At 35.4% G+C, this 22,571-nt stretch carries 27 protein-coding genes; 22 read left to right on the top strand and 5 right to left on the bottom strand.

Annotated features, from left to right (window positions below; genetic code table 11):
- Positions 1-73: 73 nt before the first annotated feature.
- From MHI00_RS04615 to MHI00_RS04720, 22 genes are all read left to right on the top strand, one after another.
- Complete coding sequence (locus tag MHI00_RS04615; protein ID WP_341111515.1) at positions 74-1,402, top strand: phage portal protein; 1,329 nt, start codon at positions 74-76, stop codon at positions 1,400-1,402.
- Positions 1,350-1,955 (top strand): HK97 family phage prohead protease, encoded by a 606-nt coding sequence (locus MHI00_RS04620; RefSeq protein ID WP_341111516.1) that lies wholly within the window; start codon positions 1,350-1,352, stop codon positions 1,953-1,955. The genes MHI00_RS04615 and MHI00_RS04620 overlap by 53 nt, the downstream gene beginning before the upstream one ends.
- Before the next feature lie 48 nt (positions 1,956-2,003).
- On the top strand, positions 2,004-3,200 hold the full coding sequence (locus MHI00_RS04625) for a phage major capsid protein (protein ID WP_341111518.1): 1,197 nt from the start codon (positions 2,004-2,006) through the stop codon (positions 3,198-3,200).
- A gap of 68 nt (positions 3,201-3,268) precedes the next feature.
- Positions 3,269-3,550: a hypothetical protein gene (locus MHI00_RS04630; protein ID WP_087115514.1), complete on the top strand. Its 282-nt coding sequence runs from the start codon at positions 3,269-3,271 to the stop codon at positions 3,548-3,550.
- 16 nt (positions 3,551-3,566) lie between these two features.
- Positions 3,567-3,863, top strand: coding sequence for a hypothetical protein (locus MHI00_RS04635; RefSeq protein WP_341111522.1), 297 nt, complete (start codon positions 3,567-3,569; stop codon positions 3,861-3,863).
- Complete coding sequence (locus MHI00_RS04640; RefSeq protein ID WP_341111527.1) at positions 3,847-4,212, top strand: phage head closure protein; 366 nt, start codon at positions 3,847-3,849, stop codon at positions 4,210-4,212. The genes MHI00_RS04635 and MHI00_RS04640 overlap by 17 nt, the downstream gene beginning before the upstream one ends.
- Positions 4,190-4,588, top strand: a complete 399-nt coding sequence (locus MHI00_RS04645; protein WP_341111529.1) for an HK97-gp10 family putative phage morphogenesis protein — start codon at positions 4,190-4,192, stop codon at positions 4,586-4,588. Before MHI00_RS04640 ends, MHI00_RS04645 begins: the two co-directional genes overlap by 23 nt.
- Positions 4,585-4,974 carry a hypothetical protein gene (locus MHI00_RS04650; protein WP_341111531.1) on the top strand — a complete coding sequence of 130 codons (390 nt, stop codon included), beginning with the start codon at positions 4,585-4,587 and terminating at the stop codon, positions 4,972-4,974. The genes MHI00_RS04645 and MHI00_RS04650 overlap by 4 nt, the downstream gene beginning before the upstream one ends.
- A gap of 25 nt (positions 4,975-4,999) precedes the next feature.
- Positions 5,000-5,590, top strand: a complete 591-nt coding sequence (locus MHI00_RS04655) for a major tail protein (protein ID WP_341111532.1) — start codon at positions 5,000-5,002, stop codon at positions 5,588-5,590.
- Positions 5,591-5,694: 104 nt separating this feature from the next.
- Entirely contained in the window at positions 5,695-6,012 is a 318-nt protein-coding gene (gene gpG, locus MHI00_RS04660) for a phage tail assembly chaperone G (RefSeq protein ID WP_341111536.1), read from the top strand.
- 29 nt (positions 6,013-6,041) lie between these two features.
- Positions 6,042-6,209, top strand: coding sequence for a hypothetical protein (locus MHI00_RS04665; protein WP_341111539.1), 168 nt, complete (start codon positions 6,042-6,044; stop codon positions 6,207-6,209).
- Between the two features lie 30 nt (positions 6,210-6,239).
- Positions 6,240-11,156 (top strand): phage tail tape measure protein, encoded by a 4,917-nt coding sequence (locus MHI00_RS04670; protein WP_341111541.1) that lies wholly within the window; start codon positions 6,240-6,242, stop codon positions 11,154-11,156.
- Positions 11,153-13,255: a distal tail protein Dit gene (locus MHI00_RS04675; protein WP_341111543.1), complete on the top strand. Its 2,103-nt coding sequence runs from the start codon at positions 11,153-11,155 to the stop codon at positions 13,253-13,255. The genes MHI00_RS04670 and MHI00_RS04675 overlap by 4 nt, the downstream gene beginning before the upstream one ends.
- The gene (locus MHI00_RS04680) at positions 13,256-15,595 is read left to right on the top strand and encodes a phage tail spike protein (RefSeq protein WP_341111547.1); all 2,340 of its coding nucleotides are present in this window, start codon (positions 13,256-13,258) and stop codon (positions 15,593-15,595) included.
- A 17-nt stretch (positions 15,596-15,612) separates the two neighbouring features.
- A complete protein-coding gene (locus MHI00_RS04685; RefSeq protein WP_341111549.1) occupies positions 15,613-15,909 on the top strand; it encodes a hypothetical protein in 297 nt (98 codons plus the stop codon).
- A 53-nt stretch (positions 15,910-15,962) separates the two neighbouring features.
- Positions 15,963-16,244, top strand: coding sequence for a hypothetical protein (locus MHI00_RS04690; RefSeq protein WP_157456136.1), 282 nt, complete (start codon positions 15,963-15,965; stop codon positions 16,242-16,244).
- 14 nt (positions 16,245-16,258) lie between these two features.
- Entirely contained in the window at positions 16,259-16,534 is a 276-nt protein-coding gene (locus tag MHI00_RS04695) for a holin (protein WP_157456135.1), read from the top strand.
- The gene (locus tag MHI00_RS04700; RefSeq protein WP_341111554.1) at positions 16,534-17,535 is read left to right on the top strand and encodes an N-acetylmuramoyl-L-alanine amidase; all 1,002 of its coding nucleotides are present in this window, start codon (positions 16,534-16,536) and stop codon (positions 17,533-17,535) included. Before MHI00_RS04695 ends, MHI00_RS04700 begins: the two co-directional genes overlap by 1 nt.
- Positions 17,536-17,956: 421 nt before the next feature.
- A complete protein-coding gene (locus tag MHI00_RS04705; RefSeq protein WP_341111555.1) occupies positions 17,957-18,676 on the top strand; it encodes a hypothetical protein in 720 nt (239 codons plus the stop codon).
- The gene (locus MHI00_RS04710) at positions 18,673-18,954 is read left to right on the top strand and encodes a hypothetical protein (RefSeq protein ID WP_341111557.1); all 282 of its coding nucleotides are present in this window, start codon (positions 18,673-18,675) and stop codon (positions 18,952-18,954) included. Before MHI00_RS04705 ends, MHI00_RS04710 begins: the two co-directional genes overlap by 4 nt.
- Before the next feature lie 20 nt (positions 18,955-18,974).
- Positions 18,975-19,370: a hypothetical protein gene (locus MHI00_RS04715; protein WP_341111560.1), complete on the top strand. Its 396-nt coding sequence runs from the start codon at positions 18,975-18,977 to the stop codon at positions 19,368-19,370.
- Between the two features lie 220 nt (positions 19,371-19,590).
- Positions 19,591-20,295 carry a lysozyme gene (locus MHI00_RS04720; protein ID WP_157455234.1) on the top strand — a complete coding sequence of 235 codons (705 nt, stop codon included), beginning with the start codon at positions 19,591-19,593 and terminating at the stop codon, positions 20,293-20,295.
- A gap of 63 nt (positions 20,296-20,358) precedes the next feature.
- On the opposite strand, the gene MHI00_RS04725 is transcribed toward MHI00_RS04720, so the two are convergent.
- The 5 genes from MHI00_RS04725 to MHI00_RS04745 all read right to left on the bottom strand — a co-directional run bounded on the left by MHI00_RS04725 (position 20,359) and on the right by MHI00_RS04745 (position 22,535).
- Complete coding sequence (locus MHI00_RS04725) at positions 20,359-20,853, bottom strand: hypothetical protein (RefSeq protein ID WP_341111565.1); 495 nt, start codon at positions 20,851-20,853, stop codon at positions 20,359-20,361.
- Between the two features lie 566 nt (positions 20,854-21,419).
- Positions 21,420-21,734: an ssDNA-binding protein gene (locus tag MHI00_RS04730; RefSeq protein ID WP_341111568.1), complete on the bottom strand. Its 315-nt coding sequence runs from the start codon at positions 21,732-21,734 to the stop codon at positions 21,420-21,422.
- Positions 21,731-21,901 carry a hypothetical protein gene (locus tag MHI00_RS04735; RefSeq protein WP_341111570.1) on the bottom strand — a complete coding sequence of 57 codons (171 nt, stop codon included), beginning with the start codon at positions 21,899-21,901 and terminating at the stop codon, positions 21,731-21,733. Before MHI00_RS04735 ends, MHI00_RS04730 begins: the two co-directional genes overlap by 4 nt.
- Positions 21,901-22,173: a hypothetical protein gene (locus tag MHI00_RS04740; RefSeq protein WP_341111572.1), complete on the bottom strand. Its 273-nt coding sequence runs from the start codon at positions 22,171-22,173 to the stop codon at positions 21,901-21,903. The genes MHI00_RS04735 and MHI00_RS04740 overlap by 1 nt, the downstream gene beginning before the upstream one ends.
- The gene (locus MHI00_RS04745) at positions 22,170-22,535 is read right to left on the bottom strand and encodes a hypothetical protein (RefSeq protein ID WP_341111574.1); all 366 of its coding nucleotides are present in this window, start codon (positions 22,533-22,535) and stop codon (positions 22,170-22,172) included. The genes MHI00_RS04740 and MHI00_RS04745 overlap by 4 nt, the downstream gene beginning before the upstream one ends.
- Between the last annotated feature and the right edge of the window lie 36 nt (positions 22,536-22,571).

The following is a 22,571-nucleotide window of genomic DNA, read 5'->3' on the forward strand; positions in this document are numbered from 1 at the left end:
TAGGCTTATTTGTGTTGGGAGTATGCACAGTCCTCGCTACATGGAAAATTAACAAGGTAGGAGGTAATGATAAATGATTGTAGATAAGCTGTTTGGATCCAAACAAGAAAAAAGAAGCCAAACAGATGCTCCGAACCCCATTCATCCAGAAGGTAATGGTTTTAATTGGCTGGTTGATTTGTTCAGTGGAAATAATCGTAAATCAGTTCGAGTGGATAATGCAGATATTTTTGACGATATATACACCTGTGTAAATGTTCTGAGTGATGATGTAGCAAAATTGCCAATTAAAGTTTATCAAAAAAAAGATGACAAAATTGTTAGGGTTTCAAAAAAAGATCATGTAGTTTCTAAGTTATTAAGCGGTAGACCTAATTCATATATGAATATAAGCGATTATATAAAATTGATGATGGTTGATGTTTTATTTGATGGGAACCATTACTCTTTAATGAAGTTTGACAAAAATGGTGATGTAGAAGAGTTAAGACCTTTACCTAATTCAACAAACGCTGTAAAGGATATTCAAGGTAATTTATTGTATCAAGTAAATGTTGATAATGAGAATAAAACATTTGCGCCATGGGAAATAATCCATATTAAAGGTTTTACTCGTGATGGTATTCATGGCCGTTCGCCAATTAGGGTTATTTCTGACAGAGTTCAAGCGAATGAGCTTGCTAATGAATATAACTCTAATATGTTGGAACAAGGCGGAACTCCTAATGGTATTTTAAAGGTTCCGGGAATGTTGCAAAAAGAAGCTAAAGAGGCTGTGAAGGAAGAATGGAAACGTGTAAACGGATCAGATGCGATTGCAGTAATTGACAGTGGACTTGAGTACCAACAAATGGGGATATCTCAATTAGATATGCAGTTTATTGAATCCCAAAGATTTAATTCTCAAAAAATCGCTGCTATTTATAAAGTCCCATTGCACAAAATTAATGAAATGGGAAGAGCGACATACTCTAATATCGAGCATCAAGCCTTGGAATATGTAAAAAATGCATTGCAACCTTGGATTACCAGAATAGAAGTAGAATTTAATACAAAAATATTCACTCAAAAAGAGCAAGATGAAGAATATTATATTAAGTTTAATTTAGATTCTGAATTACGAGGTGATTCAAAGACACGAGCTGAAGTTCATAAAATACAAGCTGAAACTGGTGCTAAAACATTGGATGATATACGCTCTGAAAATGAAAATTCGCCTTATGATGAGGATTGGAGTAAAGTTCCGTTTATTACTCTTAACTGGACTCAGGCAGATAATTTAGTACGTTATCAAAATGCGAAAGCAGGAGTTAATAAAATGGCTGAAACATTAGGAGGAGGTGATGAAAATGAAAATAATGACAGGAGCGAAGGAGATTCGACAGGTAACAACTCAGATTGAATTAAGAAGTGATGGAGAATCAAATGAAATAATTGAAGGTTATGCTTTGAAATTTGATAAGTGGAGCGATGATCTTGGATGGTTTCGAGAAAAATTAGCTAGTAAATCGTTAGAAAAGACTGATATGAGTAATGTTACAGCTTTATTTAATCATAATGAAAGTCAAATATTAGGTCGTTCTGGAATTAATTTAGAATTAGATGTCGATAATATTGGATTAAGATTCAAAGTTAAACCTACTGATACTAGTTATTCCCGTGATTTAATGGAAAACATAAGACAGGGAGTGATTAATCAATGCTCTTTCGCTTTTACTGTTTCGAGAGAACAAGACTCTGAGGAATGGCGAGAGAATTTAGAATCAGGAATTTATGAACGGACAATTAAGAACATTGATAAATTATATGACGTTTCAGTTGTTACAACTCCTGCTTACCCAGATACAGAAGCAGTTGTTGGCGCTAGAAGTAAAGAGTTAGTAGATAAGTTAGAGTTGAGAAAACAAAATAAAGAAATTGAGTTACTTATGTTAGAAGCGGAAGCTTATGCATAATGTAGCTATTTTTTTACCCAAAAATTCAATTGAAAAGAGGAAAAGTACATGAATGAAAGAGAATTACGCCAACTAGTGGCAGATAAAAAGAAAGCTTTTGATAAGGGGGTTACAGACGGAATTACTTCTGATGAGCTGCGAGCACTTAAAGATGAATTGAAAGAAGCTCGAGAGAAATTAGACTTAGTCATGGAAGCAAGCGGATTTGACAATCCAGAAATCGTAGATGATGAGGAAATTAAACCCGATAAAACGAAAAGCGATAAGCGTTCAGTTAGAGAACTTACTGACGAAGAAGTTGAAGCTCGATACACAAAGGTATTCTTGAAGGCAATTCGTGGTAAAAAAGCAATTAACTCACATGACGAAGAAATTTTTGATCGTGTAAAATCAATTCGAAAATTCCAATCGGCTGTTGATGAAGATGGCGGGCTTATTATTCCCGTGGATGTTCAAACTAAAATCAATGAATTCCGCCGTCAATTCTTAGCTTTAGAAAACTTAATAACAGTTGAAAGCGTATCGACTAAATCTGGTTCTCGTGTTTTAGAAAAATTAGCGGATATTACACCGTTTGCGAACATTGAAGAGTGGGATGAAATCGAAGAAGTTGAAAATCCTAAGTTTACAAATATGACATATACCATCAAAGATTATGCTGGTATTTTGCCAATTCCAAATACACTATTGCAAGATAATGATGCAAATTTATTAACGTATATTTATAAATGGATTGCAAAAAAATCTATTATTACTCGTAATGCTGTTATTTTAGCGTTACTAAAAACATTGAAAAATAAAGCTGCTGTTAGTGGTGTAGATTCATTAAAAGATGTATTCAATGTTCAGCTCGATCCAGCTATTGTTACGACATCTAGTGTAGTTACCAATCAGGATGGTTTTAATTTTCTAGATAAACTTAAAGATGAAAAAGGAAACTATATTTTACAACCGGATCCAACAAATGCAACTAAGAGATTATTATTTGGTGCATATCCAGTAGTTACTCTAGGAAATAAATTTTTACCAACAGTAACAAAAAAAGCTCCTATTTTTCTAGGTGATCTTAAAGAAGCAGTTATTTTATTTGATCGTGGTGTATATGAAGTAACAGCAACGAACACTGGTGGGAAATCTTTTACACGAAATACAACGGATGTGCGTGTGATTGATCGATTTGATGTCCAAAAGTGGGATGAAGATGCCGTGGTTAACGGAGAAATTGACTTAACAACTACACCCTAATGATCCCCTTGGGATAGGGGACGCAGTTTTAGGAACTACATTAATTATTGAATAGGAGATGGGAATAAATGGCAAAAACAAAAGAAGAATTAAAAACAGTATTTGTAACAGGGGCTAAACCAACTCAAGCAGATTTCGCAGACTTGATAGATGCTGGTGGGGACGTGAACCCAACATTAGCAACAGCTAGCAAAGATGGGTTGTTGGCCAAGGCAGATTTTACGAAGTTAACAAAGCTTACAGGGAGCACAACTTTAACTGATGTGGCAGCAGGTGCAGACTTACCTGCAGTTATTACAGCAGTTAACTCAATTATTTCTGTTCTTAAAGCTTCAGGTATCGCTAAGTAAAGGAGTGTGAAACTTTATGATAACTGTAGATGATTTAATGCTCGAATTTAAGTGGGACGAGGAAGAGGAGCCTACAGTACAGCGAAAGTTTGATGGAGCGATTGCTTTAATAAAAGGGGCAGGTGCTTATGATGAAAAAAGTGATATTTTGCCCCTAGTTATATCTGAAATGGTAGGAACTATGATGGAAAATCGCGGTGGATATACAGATTTTAAAGATATTAAAATGTTTCCTATATCGCTCCAAGGGCTTATCAATACAATGAAGTATAATATGCCAGAAAGTAGTGATCCTGATGGGAAAACGGACTAAAGTAGCTCGTTACAATCGATATATCCAATTTTACAAAGCTTCTGAAACGGAGTGGGAATATGATTCTGGTGGTAATCTTATTCCTAAAATGGAGCCGTATAAAAAAAGATGGTGCAATAAAAAAGATTTAGTGCGAGCTAATCAAGAATCAATAGAAAGTGCTGCAGATACAGCTAGTAAATTTGTAAGATTAACCACCCGCTTTACTAATGTAATTACAGAAAATATGCAGTTTGAAGTAGATGGTCAAATGTTTAATGTGAAAATGGTTGGCGATGCCGATGGTTTGAACATAGAAACAGTTATATCAGGGGAGGCGACTGCAGATGGCGGACGGAATGAGTCTTGATATTCAACAAATGATGACTGCTCTAGATTTAACTGACAAAAAAATGAATACTGGCGTCAATAAAGCGTTGAAGCTATCTGCAGAACCTTTAAAGGACTCAATCACTAGAGGTACACCTGTTTCAACGAATGCTAGACATAAATACGGTGAAGGTCATGCGAAAGATGATGTTGTGATTACGAATGTTAAAGGTGGGGCAACTGATGAAAAGCATGTCGATGTAGGGTATAAAAAAACGAACTGGCGCATGAAATTTGTAGAATTCGGAACTGTATATCAAGCCCCGCAACCAAATGTTCAGAAATCGATACGTTCAACTAAGAATGAAGTGTTAAAAATACAAGTTAGTGAACTGAGGAAGGTGTTAGGCACATGATTATTGAAATGACTAAAGATATCGTTCAGTCTATAGTCGCAATCCCAGAAGTAGTAAGATGGGTGGCAAAAGTGGGCGCTGTGCCTAACATATCTGCAAATAAATTGCCAGGAGCATTTTATCCAGCTATTGCAGTTTATGAAATTGAAAACGATCCAGAAATGTATGCAGACGATGAAGAACAAACTAGTTTGTTAACTTTTCAAATTAGTCTGTTTTCAAAAGATGGAAGTCACGGAACAGTACAAAATTTAATAGATGAAAAAATGAAAGAACTCGGGTTTATAAGAGGAACGAAAATTCCTTTGTTATTTGATACAGATAACAATATAAGCAACCGGGTTCTTTTGTATTCACAAGAAATAGAACATTCGCTTTACAAATAAAACTAAATGAAAGAAGGAAATTATAATGGCTAAAATCGGAGTAAAAGATTTATTTGCTTTCCCAATTACAAAAGAAGAAGATGGCGTATTACCTACCTACGGAGAAGGATTCCGTATTGCTAAAGCAATCCAAGTAACACTAACACCTCAAAATGCAGAAGGTAACTTATATGCAGATGACGGACAAGATGAATTCGAAAGTTCAACAATTGGATATGACATTTCAATGAATACAAATGATTTATTGCCTGATAGCGAATCGAAATTATTAGGAAGAAAAATTGATTCATTAGGCGGTGTTTCAGTCACTAATGATGATGAAGCGCCTTATCATGCTGTAGGATTTCGAGTTGCTCGTTCTAAAGGCGTTGGTGGTGGTTACCAATATCGCATTTTATACAAAGTTAGATTCTCAGCGTTTGCAGAAGATTACCAAACTAAAGGTGAATCAGTAAACTTCCAAACACCTACTCTTACAGGGAAATCTATTTCTCGTGATTATGACGGATTATTTAACTACAAATTAGATGATGATGGATCTAAACCTGCAGTAAAAGCAGTTACTGATACGTGGTTTGATGAAGTAGTAGAACCTGCAGCACCAGTTACACCCTAATGATCCCCTTGGAATAGGGGACGCAGTAATCGGAACATCATTAATAATTAATTAAGGTTAGTCTTTTGACTAGCCTTTTTTTATTAAATTAGGAGGAAAAAACAATGGAATTAAAACTTAAATTGAATGGGAAAGCTAAGGTTTTTAAAAGTAAAAAAATCACCTTTAATATTTTTAGAAAGAGCGTAGAGTATTTAAGTAGTTTTGGAGAGACCTTCCTAGCTGACGGATATCCGCAAAGTGATTTAGAAGAAGCAGTTGATTTTATTGTTGAGTATTTTGGATGTACCAAAGAAGAGTTTAATGATGGATTTGAAATGTTAGATTCAATTGATTTCTTCAGATTATTTCAAGCTATCCTACAAAACATTCAATTAAATGACGGGCGAAGAGAAGTGGAGAAAGACACTGAGGGGAAGTAGTTCATGATGAAAATGGAGTAGACCCTTCATTGTTCATTAAGCGCTTCTATAAATACTTAATGGAAAAATATAAATGGAGTCCTGATCGTATCGATGGTGAGGACTTTTTCATGACTTTAGATTTAGAAACAGGAGACTGGCTTGAAGAAGATAAAAAAGAGCCAGTTCTAGAATATGCAGACCAATTAGCATTTTAACTTTTTACCAGGAGATGGGGTGACAAATAAATGGCAGGAAATAGTTTAGGTACGTTAAGCGCAAAAGTTGCTTTAAATACAGTCGATTTTCAAAAGAATATTCAAGCCATGAAGCGAGAGTTGAAATTAGCACAAAGCGAAACGAGATTAGCCGGACAAGGAATAGTTGGGTTTGGAAGTTCATCTACAGCTAGTGCTGCTAAACTTGAAGGTTTGACGACTCAAATTGGAATTCAAAGGCAGGCTTTAGAGGAATATAACGCAAGATATGAAGCGGCTGTTGAAACTCAAGGAAGAGGAAGTGCGGCTGCTCAGAATGCCGCTATCAGATTTAATGAAACTACATCTGAAATTTCTAGACTTGAAGGAGAGTATGAAAGCCTTAGTAGAGAAATAGCATTAGGAAACGATTCTTTTTATCGTGCTGGAACTAGTTTGCAATCGTTTAGTGAGCAAGGAATGAAATCAGCCGATACAGCGATGGCAGTAGGAAAAAAATGGTCCGTTGCAGGTGCTGCTTTAGGGGCTGTTGCTTTAGTTGGAGCAAAGGCAGCTATTGATTATGAGAGTGCGTTTGCAAGTGTTACTAAAACGGTTGATGGCACAACTGCAGAACTAGATAAGTTATCAGATGGAATTCGTCAAATGGCTTTAGAAGTACCTACAAGCGCTGCTGATTTAGCCGAATTAGCCGCTGTAGCTGGTCAACTAGGTATTAAAACAGAAAATATTGAATCGTTCACTCGGACTATTGCAGATTTAGGAGTAGCTACAAACCTATCTGGAGAAGAAGGGGCATCGATGTTGGCTAAGTTTGCCAATATCACAAAAATGGACCAAGGGGACTTTAGCAGGCTAGGGAGTTCAATTGTTGAGTTAGGTAATAACTTTGCGACTACTGAAGCAGATATCACAGCTATGGCTATGAGACTTGCTGGTGCTGGCAATCAAGTTGGAATGAGTGAAGCGGATATTTTAGGTTTAAGTGCCGCGTTAAGTTCTGTCGGGATTGAAGCAGAAATGGGTGGTTCAGCAATTTCTAAGATAATCGTACAAATGCAATTAGCCTCTGCAAAAGGTCAAGATGCATTTAAAGGATTACAAGAAGTTGCAGAGCGCAATGGTATAGCATGGGAAAGCGTTTCTGCAGCAGTAGCCAATGGTGGCAAAGAGCTTACTAATATGTCTAACTCAATGGGGTTAGGTAACAAAGGTTTAGCAGAGCTATACAAAAATGCTGGGGATGCGAAAGCCTCTTTAGAAGATTTTGGTTATGTTGCTGGAATGACTGGCGATGACTTTGCGAAAGCTTTCCAAGAAGATGCAGTAGGGGCTTTAGGGGCATTTATCGAAGGATTAGGTAATGCTAGCGAAAAAGGCACAACTGCAATTGAAATGCTTGATAATATGGGGATTTCGGAAGTTCGTTTACGCGATGCAATGTTACGTGCTGGTGGAGCAAGTGAGTTGTTTGCTGGTGCTATTGAAACCTCGAATAAAGCTTGGGGAGAAAATACAGCGTTAACTGATGAAGCTGAAACACGCTACGAAACAATGGCTAGTAAAATCCAATTAGCTAAGAATAAAATTACGGATCTTGCGATTGAATTTGGAGCGCAACTGTTACCTGCTTTAGCAGATGCTTTAGAAGCTTCCGAACCACTAATTGAATCAATAAAAAATATGGTAAAGAGCTTTACTGAAGCTAGTCCAGCAACTAAGAAATTTGTTTTAGCTGTTGGAGGCATTGCGGTATTTGGTGGTCCAGCATTAATGGGCGTTGCAGGTCTGACAAAAGGTGTGCTTGGATTAACTAGTAGTTTCGGACGAGGATTAGTAACTATAGGCAGATGGAGAACAGGGACTTTAGCCGCACAAGGAGCTACAACTGCCTTAACAGGAGCGTTAGGAGCTACAAGTACAGCCGCGGCGGCAGGTACTGCTCAAGTAGGAGCGTTAGGAGCCAGCACAGGTTTACTACCAGCACTTATATCACCAGTTGGTTTAGCTATAGCTGGCGTATCACTTGCGTTAGGAGCAGGTGCGATTGCATGGACTGTTTGGGGTAAGGATGCCTATGAATCTTCAAGCAGGGTTAAAAGATGGGGTTCTGATGTAGGTAAGGAAGCTGATACTACCTTAACTAAATTTCAATCAATGTCTAGAGATAGTCAAACAGCTATGGACGAATTCGCTTCGGGCGTTGAAGGAAGTAATAAAAAAGTAAAAAATTCTACACAAGAAATGCTTGGGCAGATTGAAGAATCAGCAAAACAATCTAAAAAAAGCATTGATAAAGTGATTGATCAGTTGCCAGAAGGCGCTCAAGAGAACGCTAAGAAAAACGCCGAAAATGTGAATAAAAATATTGACGAAATGGTTAAAGTAGCAGATGAAGCTGGCGCTCAGATAAATCGGATTTATGATAAGCACGCAAAAGAAGGAACTAAATTAACTGCTGATGAAAATCAGCTTGTGTTAGCTAATCGTAAACTTATGATTAATCAAGAGTTAGAAATTTTAAAGATTTCTGGTAACGATAAAAAAGCTGTACTTTCTGCTGTTAATGCTGACCTAAACAATATGAGTCTTAAGCAAATACAAGAGCAGTATAAAATTTCGGAAGATAGTATTTATAAAGAACGTGAAGGGTATGAAAAACAATTAGACGTTCTTAAGGAAGCTAAAAATTCAAACCTGTTAACTGAAAAACAATATAACCTTGAAAAAGAAAAGTTAGACACCGCTCATAAAGAAATATCTAGTAAATTGATGGATAACTACATTGAAGTTGCTAGAAAATCAGGGAAAAGTGAAATTGATATTAAGAAAAAAGTAATGCAACATGGTCAAATGACACAAAAAGAGGCTAAAGCATTATTAGAAAAATCAACAGATGATGTTGTTAAATCAAATAAAACAATTATTGAATCAACTACTGACATGAGCCAAAAGACAATTGAAGCGAATCAAACATGGAATGCTCTAGTATTTGATGAAAAGACTGGTGAAGTAAAAACAAATCTTAGAGATGTCATTACTGAAGCAAGTAATTCCGAAGAAGGCTGGAAAAATCTTAAATTCATTATTAAAAATGCTAAACTATCAACGAATTCAAAAGAAGAGATGGCTAAAGCATTAATTGCTAATGGTTCATGGGAAAAGCTAACTTTTAAAGAGAAGAAAGCTCTTGTGAAATCGAATATTAAAGGTATTGTCCCAGAAATACTTGATGCAAAAGACGAATGGGACAAGATAGAAGATCAGTCTGTTAAAGACATGTTGATTGCGAGCAATTCGAAAGAAGAAATTGCTAGTGTTTTAGCTGATGCCGATTTATGGGATAAATTGGATTGGAGCGAGAAGAAACTCTTCTTAGATTCTAATGCAAAAGAAACCACGTTAGAATTTCTTGAAACTTCGGGAAAATGGGCTGAATTGAGCTTTGAACAGAAAAAAGCAATTATTCAATCTGAGGGCGAAAAAGAACTAGCTGAAACGATGTTGCGTTTAGGGTTATGGAATGAATTACCAGTTGAAACCAAGGAGTTATTAGTTAAAGATAAAGCATCATTGCCAATTATAAAAGCAATTGAAGATATTGGAGTTTGGGATCAATTAAGCCCTAAGGTACAAACTGCAATTGTTGAGGCAAAAGGTGAAGATGAACTGTTTGATATTATTCAACGTTATGGCGTATGGGAAAAATTAGATGAACCTACAAAGCAGTTGCTTATTGATAGTTCAAGCGCAGACTCAAAATTAAGAACAACAAGCGATTTAATGAATGAATTCAACGGGCTTGGTCTAGAACCTAAAAAGCCTGAAATTGAAGATACAGAAGCGAATCGCAAGCTTAATAATTTTAATTTAGCTATACAAGGAATAAATGAAACGCATATTGAAAAGAAAACTGCGGAGTTGAAAGACGAAGCAAGCGAGGTTATCAATAACCTTAAAGGGAATGTGCAGCTTTATAATGCTGAAGAAATTGGAACTAAATCGCCAATTATCAATACGGAAGAAGCAAATCAAAAAATTGAAGAGTCAAAAACTAAGCTCAATGAATATGACGCTACTAATCCATTATTGAAGTATCTACAGGCCAATAATGCTGGAATTATGGGCCCTACGCAAGATGCTAAAGGTGCTCTTTTAGATTTGGATGCAACTAATCCGGCGACTAAAATTCTTAAAGGTGATAATTCAAACGTAAAAGGCGCAACAAATGAGTCGACTAATTTAATTACTGGATATAACCAATACAATCCAAATGATAAGTATTTCAAAGGTGAATCAAATGCAGCAGCAGTTGGTGCAGATATTTCTGGGTTGAACAATGCATGGGATACTACGCTGAAGAAACCGGAAGAGAAAAAATTAACTGTAAAAACGTTCTTTGAATATATCGGTGAAAAGATAGGCTTAGAAAAAGGAACCAATTTTCATAAAGGTGGAGCGGCTGTAGTCAATGACCAAAAAGGAGCAAACTTTAAAGAGTTAATCATTGAACCTAATGGACGTTCATACATTCCAGAGGGACGAGATGTATTGCTCAATTTGCCTAGAGGTTCTAAAGTTATTCCAGCAGGAAGAACTAAAAATTTAGTTCCGCATTATAAAAATGGCGTAGGTTTGACAGACTCTATGTTTAGAAGTGCTTCTGATATGCTGATTCCGTTTAAAGACTTTAATCAAATGAGTCAAAGAAATGAGTATAAGTCTTTAGAAAAATCTTTTGAAGATTTTCAGGTTAGAACTAATTCAATGCTAAGTACTTTAGTAACAGCATTAACAGAAAATAGTAACGCGAAATCGTTTGTTACTGTGGAAGTGCCAGTAAATATAAATAGTAAAGAAGCTGCAAGGCTTTTAGCGCCAGATATTGAAATTGAAACAACAAAAATAACTAACAGAAAACTTAGGGTTAGAGGTGATAAGCTTTGAAGCTAAGAGTTTATTTTGACGGTTACGAGTTAACCGAGTATTTAAAAGTAAGCGGTGGTTTTTCAAGAGGGATAGGAACAGGAAGGCAAAATGATTTACTGCAAGTTGGCAATTCAAATGGAGCAAAATACAGAGGGCATCGGTTAGAGGAAAACTCTTTTCCGATGCCTTTTACAATTAAGCATAATCTGATAGAAAAAAGAAGGGCACTTGCTAGTATATTAAATGTTAGCGAGCCTAAGAAGCTGATATTCAGTGACGAACCAGATAAATATTATCTTGCAGTTCCAGAAGGGGTAACTGATTTAACCGAAAATAATTTTCTCGGAAATGGTGAAATCAATTGGGTGATTCCTGACGGGGTTGCTTATGCTGCTGAAGAAAAAACATTCAAAAATGAACCGGAAACAACTAAGGTGATTGTGAGTGATTTTAATACACCGCCTAAAGTAGCAGGAAGTATTGTAGAAAATGCAAATTTATTTAAACGCAATAGCTCTACAACAGTACCATTGCCATCGTCAGGATCATGGGCAGAAAACGCACAAACGCATTATGACGCTGTAAAGAAATTAGATGGCGCAACAGCCATTTTCACATACTCAAATGGAGGAATTGCAGCCGGACTTATATCTTTTGACGTGCTTTGGATTTTAGAAGAAAATTTCCCATCAATTTTTAAAAATGCTGCTACAACAGCTGAAAAAGTAGAAATTGCTAAGAATAAAATAACTAATTGGAGAACATTTTTCTTTTGTAAAGGTAGTGCGCCAGTGGGGAATTATGTCGCGATGAAAACTTTCTATCAGGGAACTGGATGGACTAGTTTGGCTAGTCATAAGAACGCTGAAATATCAGAGTTATCCTATCCAAATGGTTCAGATTCAATGGGATTCATTAACTCAGACGGATACATTCATTCAGTGATATATACAGATGCAAGCAACGCTACAGTATCTAGTTCCGTTTCAATTGATTACGCTCGTATTGAATTGACTGTTAAAGTGCCTCCTTCAAATTATATCGATGTTGAAAATACAGGAACCTATCCAGTGTTTCCTCTATTGAACGTTGAAATGAATGGTGATAACGGAGTTGTAGGGCTATTTACTGAAGAAGGCGCGATTATTCAAATTGGTAATCCTGATGAGATAGACGGAGTGCCATATCAAAAACAAGAAATGGTGATTGATGAACGTTGGAATGGGACTTCAATGCCAGCAAATTGGTCAAAAAACACAGGTAAAATAAGATATACAACGTATGTAGCAAATGGTCAACAAAACATTGTTAAAGGTGAGTGGGACTTTACAACAGATGCTGATGCAGTTAGACCGAGTTACTCTGGAAACCTTGAGCCTGTTTGGGCAGGTCCTACTCTACACAGAGATATTCCGAAAAACTCAAACGGTTCTAATACGGCTAATTTTACGTATAAGAACCGTTTTACTTTTGATGCGATTAATCGGACTGTAGGTCGAATAGAACTCAACTTACAGAGCGGAGACGACATTCCTCTATCTTTTGTGATGAGAGACAGTTCGACATCTAATGCAGAGATTCGTTATGAGATTTGGATTCAAGGGAAAAGATATATTGATAAAGCGTTAGATAGAAGTCGATTCTCTTCTGGATTCTTCCAAGTCGAAATTAACAAATATGCCGGACAAATCGAATTTAAGATTGTTGACATTAAATCAATTAGCAACGAAGTTGTAACAGGTTCTAGCGTAGAAATCCAGTCATGGTTTGTACAGGACATGAACGATGTACCAATCACTTCATTAACAACATGGATTCACCGGTTCCAGAACGAATCTTGGACTGGAATTCATTTGACTGATACGAAATTCACTTGGCTAAACGTGGATAAATGGAATGATTTAAAAAACACATTTGGAGATGGTGATATTTTAAGTATAGATACGTCGAGTGCTGCAATTGCAGTAAACGGAGCGCAATCAACTGTACTTGGTGCATTAGGAAACGAATGGGATAGATTCGCAATTCCGCCTGGGAAGCACAAAATTTATATATACCCTTCAAGTTGGGCAACAGCTCCCGATGTGACCTTAACGATAAGGGAGGCATACTTGTAAATGGAAATGTATTTTACTGATAGAAAATTCAACGTGTTGGGAATGGCGTCTACAAGCCTTCCTAATGCGTTAAAACTTTATAACGATAAAGAGACAGAAGAAATTGATACAGGCGTTTCAATGTTCGAGGGAACGATTATGTACAATCCAGAAAAGAATCTAGTCACAACTGATATCGTTGAAGTCGGAAATTTCATTTTATTTCAAAATGATCACAAGGAAAGTAAATGGTACACCATTACTCGGACTGAATTAGATAGAAGCAATAAAGAATTGTACTTTTATTCAGAAGATGCAGGTCTAGATTTATTAAACGAGGTTGTAGGTCCTTATAAAGCCAGTAAGGCTTATCCTGCAAGTCATTATATCGAGCAATTCGCATATGATAGTGGCTTTAAAATTGGTATAAATGAGATTCGGCATTTAGAACGTAACCTCGAATGGGAAGGCGAGATGACAGCTACTAAGCGATTGTTATCTGTTGCAACTCAGTTTGATAATTCAGAAATCAGTTACTCATTTGTGATAAACGGAATGCAACTCGTAGAGAAAAATATCAATATTTACAAGAAACGAGGGAATGATTTAAATATCAATTTGCGTTTAAATCATGAGATTAACAACATTGTTACAACTGAGAGTATTGAGAACTTGATTACTGCCTTATTTGTTAGTGGAGGAACGCTTGAAGGTGAGGACCAACCAGTCACACTTAAAGGTTTCTCTTATGATGATGGGCGCTTTTATGTCGGTGCTGATGGAGTTATTCGTGATAGAGAATCTATTCGTTTATGGAGTCGATATTTAACAAATACGGAGAGTCCGGATAAGGGGCATATTTTTGGTTACAGAACGGATTATACTTCTACAGATCAACGCACACTTTGCTTACAAGGTATTAACTACTTGAAAAAAATGTGTGAAGTAGAACGAAATTACGAAGTTGATATAGCTATTCTTCCAGAAAACGTTCGAGTAGGAGATAGGGTCAACATTGTAGATGAAGCTGGAAAACTTTATCTTAATTCACGTATTTTAAAATTAGAGCATTCGTATTCGGCTAAAAGTTCTGTTGCCGTTTTGGGTGAGTTTATTTTACAAAGTAGTGGGATAAGTGAAAGATTGCAAGAGTTAGCAGATAGAATCAACAGCATTCCTCGTGGAGATACATTTTTTCCGTGGGTGAGATATGCAGATGACGATCAAGGGAACGGAATCAGCTCGATGCCATTAGGAAAAAAATATATGGCAATAAAACATGTTATTAACAATTCTGTACCATCTGACAATCCAGCGGACTATGCTAATTTGTGGACATTGATTCAAGGGGAAGACGGAAAACAAGGGCTGCCAGGTGATGATGGCAACTCATTGTACACATGGAAAAAATACGCTGATAACGTTTCAGGTGGCAACATGTCAGATAATCCTAAAGGAAAGATGTATCTAGGGCTTGCGCTTAACAAAGAAACGCCTGATGCTTCCAATGTACCAGCTGATTACACTTGGTCTGCAATGTATGACGAAGAACGATTAAATGATTTAGCAGCTTTAGTTAATAAAACGACTACTATTTATCAACGACCCGATGCGCCGAATGGAAAAACTGGAGACATGTGGTGGCAAACGGATATAAGTGATCCAGAAATTGTTATTGCGATGTATGTGAATGACAACGGAAAATGGATTCCTCAGCAGATAGATCAATCAACATTGAATATACTTTATTTAAATTCAGTTGAAATTAGAAGTAGTGTAATCAATGGTTCTTCGTTTGTTAACGCTTTTGATGCAAATTTTAACGGTGCAAATTTAGAAGGTGTTACTGTAATTGAAGGTGGTAAGTATACTACAAGCTATGCTGTAAAAGGAACAACTCAAACCGGTCTGATGGAAGTTAATCCTTTAACTATATCAAATACAATTTATGATAGTTCGGGAAATCCTATAAGTGGATATGAAGTTAGTTCAGGTTCCCTTATACTTCAAAACGGAGGTAAGACGGTTAGTTTAACAGCTGCAGATTTATACGATAGCGGATGGGTGACATTGCCAATTCAAAACGGTGCGAATGCACAAGTATTAGTTCGTAAAAAGTTTGGAATAGTTACTATTGATTTTTGGGTCAATACTCCGAAATTTGGAAGTGGTGGAGCGAATACTATTGCAACATTACCAGCAGAGTTTAGGTTTTATAAAGATTTCAGTGTTGTAGTTGGAAATAACTCGTTAACAGGAAAAGGTATTTTAAGGATAATGGCAAACGGTAGCCTGTTAATGTGGTCAGGGGATAACCCCACAGCTTCTTATTCAAGTGTTACAGTTTATCCAAGTTTTTAGGAAAGTAGGTTGTTTAGATGAAATCAATTTTTAAAGCGTTAAAGCCTTATGGTTACGAACAACTTATTGTTGGTGATGATTTTGAGGTGAAAAAACCATACACCGATATTTTCCCTATTCAGCCATGTTGGAAACCTAAGTTTGATTTTAAGCAAAATAAATGGATTGAGACAGCTACTGAAGAGGAAATGAAACCAGTTGAAGTTGATCCAGACGAAGAGGGAACATCGGAAATAGAAAGTATAAAAAAATCTGTCTCAGATTTAAAACATAAAGTAATTGAATTGGAAGAACAAATAAACGATAAACAATAAGCTGCTTTTTAAAGTAGCTTATTTAAATTTGTCACAGAGGGAGGGAAATAAATTTGACTCTAGAAACAATAGCTGGATGGGCAGGAGCAATCACAGCCATTCTCACATTAATAGTATTTTTAATCAAACCTGTGATTACTACTTTTAGTAAGATTACTGATACTTTGAACAAGTTGAATCACAACTTAGATTTGTTAAGTCGTGACTTAGAAGCAAGTAAAAGTGACCGGGCAAGTTTGCATGCAGAACTAGCAGCTCATGACGAGCGACTAGATAAGCATGCTGAACGATTAGTGGAACACGGCGAGAAAATAAAAACATTATTTAATAGATAGAAGGAGAGGAAAAGATGATTGAATTAATTGAACAGAGCACACAAAGCTTAATTGTAGTAGTAGCAGTAGTCACAGCCCTAGGAGTTTGGGGTTTAAAATCGACAGAGGTAGTTCCAACTAAATACTTGCCAATCGCTTCAATGCTTTTAGGCGGAGTATTAGGTGGAATATTAGGGTTAACATATGGAGAACCAATTGTAGGTGCCATTGATGGCGTAATTGCTGGTGGGTTTGCAAGTGGTGGATACGATGCAATAAAATCTATTTTAACAGGGAAGGAAGATAAATAATGACAATTAAAACAGCACATGCAGGACACGGCGGTATCGATCCAGGTGCAGTAGGTAACGGACGTAAAGAGGCGGAAGTAGCACGTTTGTATAACAGCAAAATTATTCAGCTAACTGGAGCAGTGAATGCAACAGACGATACGGCAACTAGCGTTAATGATAATTTGAACAAAATTGTAGCGAAAGTAAACGCAGTATCTGGTAACGATGACTGGAATCTATCGATTCACTTAAATGCAGCTACGCCAGCAGCAACAGGAGTTGAGGTATTTGCTTATAGTTCAGATTCAGCTGGAATGGCTAAGGCTGCAGAAATTTCTGCTAAGCTAGCTAATGTTTATGGAATTCCAAATCGTGGAGCAAAAGCAGGAGACGGATTGTTTGTTATTAAGAATACGAAGGGTCATATGTTGCTGATTGAATTAGGTTTTATCTCAAATGCTAATGATCTAAATCAAGTATTGAATAAAATTGATGCAGCATGTAATGCGATTGTTGGAAGTTTTGGATATAACGGAGGTACAGCGCCAACTCCAAGTCCAGCACCGCAAGTGCCATCAGGTACTCAGGTTAAGGTTGTTGGTTTAACTGCTGATATGCAACGTCTTAATGTACCGCAATTCCAACAAAAATATGCTGGTATCTATTTAGCTAATAAGATTCATGGATTCGCTAAAGGTGGAATTGAGCTTAATAGCATTCCTCAAGGTCATATTGACACGATTTACAACTCTTTGATTACAGATTATAAAATTCCAGCAGCACAAGTTAAAAAGGTGAACTCTACTACTATCCATGTGATTGGATTAGCAGACGATACTCAACGTAACTGGATCCCTCAGTTTCAAAAGAAATATGCTGGAATCTATTTAGGTAATGATATCAATGGTAATTTTCATCAGACTATCGAGCTAAATAATATCCCTACAGGGACGGATGCTGCAGTCATTAGAAAATCGCTTGCTGAAGACTTCAAGATTCCGGAGCATCAAATTAAATAAAAATAGCCCACTTTAATTAGTGGGTTTTACATATGGATAGAATTTAGAATGAATTTGTAGATAAAGAGAAAGCTATATACTCAGTTAACTTGCTAAAATAACAATATAACAAAAATGAATGGAAATGGTATAATTATTTAAAATGTGTATTCTTATGCAATTTTGACTATTTTGAGAAGTTACTCAGTGGACCGCTATGAACCGCAAGTAAGCACATTTTTACAATAGTGTACAATTATAGGTATGCAATGAACCGCTATGAACCGCAAGTTTAGTAGTTTAGTTATCCTTGACTTTGTATAAAATACGGTATATATTTATAGTAAGATATATTCTAATGCATTAAGGTTGCAAAACTTTAACAGTTTTATGGTAGATTGTGTTAAAGAATAGATAAACAAAGGAAAAAGGACACCTAACTATGATTTTAGTACACGGAACTAGTAAAAATGGCAGGGATAGTATTTTGGCGGCTGGAAAGATAAATCCTAGTACATTTGATTTCGATGCTTATTTAAATGAATTGAAAAATATGGGAGATCAGCTTACTACTAAGAAAAATTGCCGTTTACCAAAAGACTTAGTTGGAGAACATGCAATGTGGCTAGGTGAAGGTATATACGCTTTTGAAGGTACTGATTATAATTTAGCACATTCTTGGAAGACCAGATATAGGAACCCTATTCCACTTAAAGATTGTGATGTTATTTCATTAAATATTGATTTTAATACCCATAAGAAAAAAATATTAAATATGTCTTCAAAACCAGGTAAAGATTTACTACATCGTTTTATATATAAAAAGTTAGCTCCTAGATTTAAAAAACGTGAAGAAGAGGCTAAATTAGACCAAAACCAAATAAATTACAATCACTTTATTATTTTTCTTGGAACGAGAATTTTACGAGAAGATTTTTATAGTGACCCTCATGCTTTAGGTTTTTTTATAGAATTAATGAAACAGGAAAATTTTGAAAATATTAATAAGTATTCAATAATAAAAGGCACTTTCACTAAAAATAAAGATAATAGAACCCCTACAAATGTAATTTATTTAGAAACATATATCTGTATTAAAGATTCGAGTGTAATAAAAGATATCTGTTTGTATTTTTTTATAATAAGGGAGAGATTAATATGAGTAATTTAAATACGTTTTTAGAGACTGTTATCGAGCCAATTACATCTAATATAGAATTTAACGAAGAAAACATATTTTATTCTGAAATAATGTTAGATATAGATGAAATATTAGCTATGGTAGAGGCTCCAGAAGATGAAGACGATAAAATTACGTTTAATGAAAACGAAATAATGAAAGAAGATTCGAATAAAACGTTAAATACTTCAGAGTTCTTACAGGGTATTGAATTCAAATTTAATAAACTTGAAGATGTAGATTTAGCATTGGTTGCTTAAGAAAATGAAAGGATACCATTATGAATACCCCAATAACTTTTAAAGGATATCAAATTAATTCAATTAATTACTTACAAAATGAAGAACATCTTGATGAAAATTTTGAACCTTCATTTGAACCGGATTTTGAATGTTCTGTTGATGAAGAAGAAACTAAAGGTATGGTAGAAGTAATTTCTAAAATTAAAACTCATCAAATAATATTAGAAGTTTCAGTGACTGGATTTTTCGATTTAAATAGAGAATATTCTGAAGACATATCTGAATTAAAAAGGAGTCTTATTGTAAATGGTGGAGCAATTATTTTGCCTTACGTAAGAAGTATATCTTCAATTATTACTGCTTTAGATTCTAATCAGGCTGTAATATTACCCACAGTTAATGTTATGGAATTACTAAGAAATAAATCTGAATAAAAAGCTTCTCATTCCTAATCGGTTTGAGAAGCTTTTTTTTTTATATTTTAACGTATATATAAATGAAACATGTAATAAATTTGGAGGGATTCGATAAGTTTTTTGTCAAACCTAGTTGTTAAAATGGTGTTAACACTTACTTAGTGAGTGTTAATTATCAAAAGGCATATGTCTACCATGGACGCATGGAATGAGTTTTAAAATGAGCGGAGGTGTGGATATGGCAAACGAAAATATGAAAATTTCTCAAAATGGAAGAAATTTGATTAAAGAATTCGAAGGTATGAGACTAACTGCGTATCAAGATTCTGTTGGTGTATGGACTATCGGATATGGACATACTAAAGGTGTATATCCAGGAATGCAAATTACTGAACAACAAGCTAACGCGTTTCTTGATGAAGACATTAAGACGCATGCTGTAGGTATCTTTAATTTTGTTACTGTTCAACTGAATCAAAACCAATTTGATGCATTAGTAAGCTTCCATTTTAATTTAGGTCCTTATATTCTACAAGGATCAAATTTATTGGTATTTATTAATAATAGAAATTGGCAATCAGCTGCGAACGAAATGATGGCTTACGTTAATGCTGGAGGTGAAGTTTTACCTGGGCTTGTTCGGAGACGTAAGGCTGAATCAGAATTGTTTTTAAGTGGTAATTTACCTCCAGTAGACGGAGGAACAACACAACAAAAAGGAGAGATTGAGATGAAATGTTTATATCGAATTGATGGTAAAGGGGCAGTATTTTATTTTGATGGCACATCAGTACGTGCTTTGTCTTTTCCAGATGAAATGACGGTAATAAAATTGATTTATAAAGCGAATAATGGAACAGATATTCCATTTTTTGAATGGACAAATGCTGCACGATGGGATAAACGTCTAAAAGATGTTTTGAGTATTCCAAAAGAATTCTAAAAAAAGAAGCTTCTCATTCCTAATTGGTTTGAGAAGCTACTTTTCGATATTTGCAAAGGGTAACTACTGCTCATCGTTATTAATAGGTCCAGACAAATCGCTAAAGTAATACATAGGTTCACCAACGTTTTTTATAATAGAAAACGTTAAGTTGTACTCATTTTCTGAGTTGCTTGATATAACCTTGAGCAAACTATCTACTTCGGATATAGTGTAGTAAGTCCCATCAATTTTAGATAGCGTTGTAGGTGACTCTCTATCAAATGTTGAGCTTTGTTTAAAGTAACCAGCAACGAACTGTGGCGAAGATTTATGGTTAATAATAGGTCGTTTTATCTGATTAATTAGATTAGCACTCTCCGATTCTAATTCTAGTCCTTTACGCAAACGATCCTTTGATTCAGATATTAAATTTTGCAACTCATCTAAGTCTTCGAGATTAGCCTGATTTTTTATAAAAGAGCGAGCTCTAGATCGATTGCTAAGATACTTAGCTCTTTCTTTATTTTCTTGTTGCCAACGTTTGTTAGCTTCAGTTTGATTATTAATTTCTGACATAATTTTACACCTCACTTAATTATTAATGTAGCTACGCTGAGAATGATAGTAACAATGTTAAGCCCAATGAGAATTTTTAATAACTTTTCATTTTTATCTGTCATAAAATTCACTTCCTTTCTTTTTTTTATTAGCGGTGATATAATAGAAGAAAGAATATTAAGTTAGGGGATTTTCACCCCTAACTCTTAGTTTTGAAACTTACTAATTAGATTGGCTAGTGCCGTGAGTAGGTTAGTTATTGCTGTAACTAACAATACTTTTTCTAATGTGGTGAGTTTCTTTTTCTTTCTTGGCTTCAATCTCTTTATCACCTCCTTGACTATATATTAATTATACTATGCATAGTAAATAGTGTCAAGCTTTATCTAGGTTTATTTTCAATTATTCTCAACTAATTTTTCATACCACGATTCAGCGATTTTACTAGTAGGGGACACATAAACAACCTCAATCATACAAGTATTCAGCGTTACAACATTCTCGCATATATCTATAAAAATAGCATACATAAAAAAGCTCCTTTCTACTATCATATATAATATGCAGAAGGGAGCTTATAAATTTTAAAAACTATATATTTTTTTGTGAGGCAATTGTCTGCCTTGGTAATTAAATAGTTTTCCGAAGTTACTCGGCTTAAAATCAACAGTATAACTATTAACGACTAGTTGCATCTTATCATTAATTCTAGCATCAATAGTTAGTTGTGTTTCGCTCTCAACTTCATATAAGAAGTCGTATGCTTTGTTGCCTGCAACAAGACAGTTGAACTTACGTCCATCTGACTCTATTGTGAAGCGACAGAAGGGCGTTCCGCTGTTTGTGTTGATGACTTTAACCTCGGATGTTACAGTGCCGCTAATAATTATAAAGTTCATTTGAATTCCTCCTCAAAGTATTCTTCTTCCTCGGTTATAGTTGCGTAGAATAGCCATAAATCAAGACCTATGATATCCTCAATTGTATAATGACTTAATCCCCACAACCTTGACTGTAGCTCAATTAAATCTATTGCATCATTCTGATAAGCTTCTATATCGTCCACTACGTGCCCCACATCTCATTCTGATAAGCAAAGTAGTATAAGTGTTGATAAACGTTAGCGACTATCTGACCTTTTGAGTTTAATTTCCCTTGAAAACAGCATGTGTGGCCTTCGTACATTCTATCTAAAAACTGCTCGATTTGTTTTCCATAAAACAGTACAGTGAATTGTTGTTGATCCGATTGTATTGTAAACTTAGCAACTTTACCTTTATTGCTATGAAGAGTTTCAATTTCTCCATGAATTTCACCAGATATAAAAATTCGATTCACTTTTTTTCGCTCCATTTACTCTGCTTGAATAGTTGGATATTGCGAATTGAGTCTAGCTCTATTCTATTGCCTGATACATAAAGATTATTACCTTCATAACCTTCAATCCATCCTAAAATATCTTCTGAGTAATTGCCGTTAGCGTTAATTTCTTCTATTTGAATAAGTACCATTGAATTAGTTTTTACAGCATCGTCTAGTGTAGAATAAATATCATCCTCACTCATTTGTTCTTTTTTCTCTACTATAGTAGAGCGTTTCTTTTTATCTTCAGACATGGATGCAGTATGTTCGCTTAAAAACATGCCCATCCATTTAATAGTACCTCTGTCTACATAACGCTCATTGAATCTATTCAACATATAAATTCCTCCATCCGCCAAGATATGGTTATATTA

Source organism: Carnobacterium sp. FSL E2-0243 (assembly GCF_038003605.1).
In the GTDB taxonomy this organism is placed as follows: Bacteria; Bacillota; Bacilli; order Lactobacillales; family Carnobacteriaceae; genus Carnobacterium; species Carnobacterium maltaromaticum.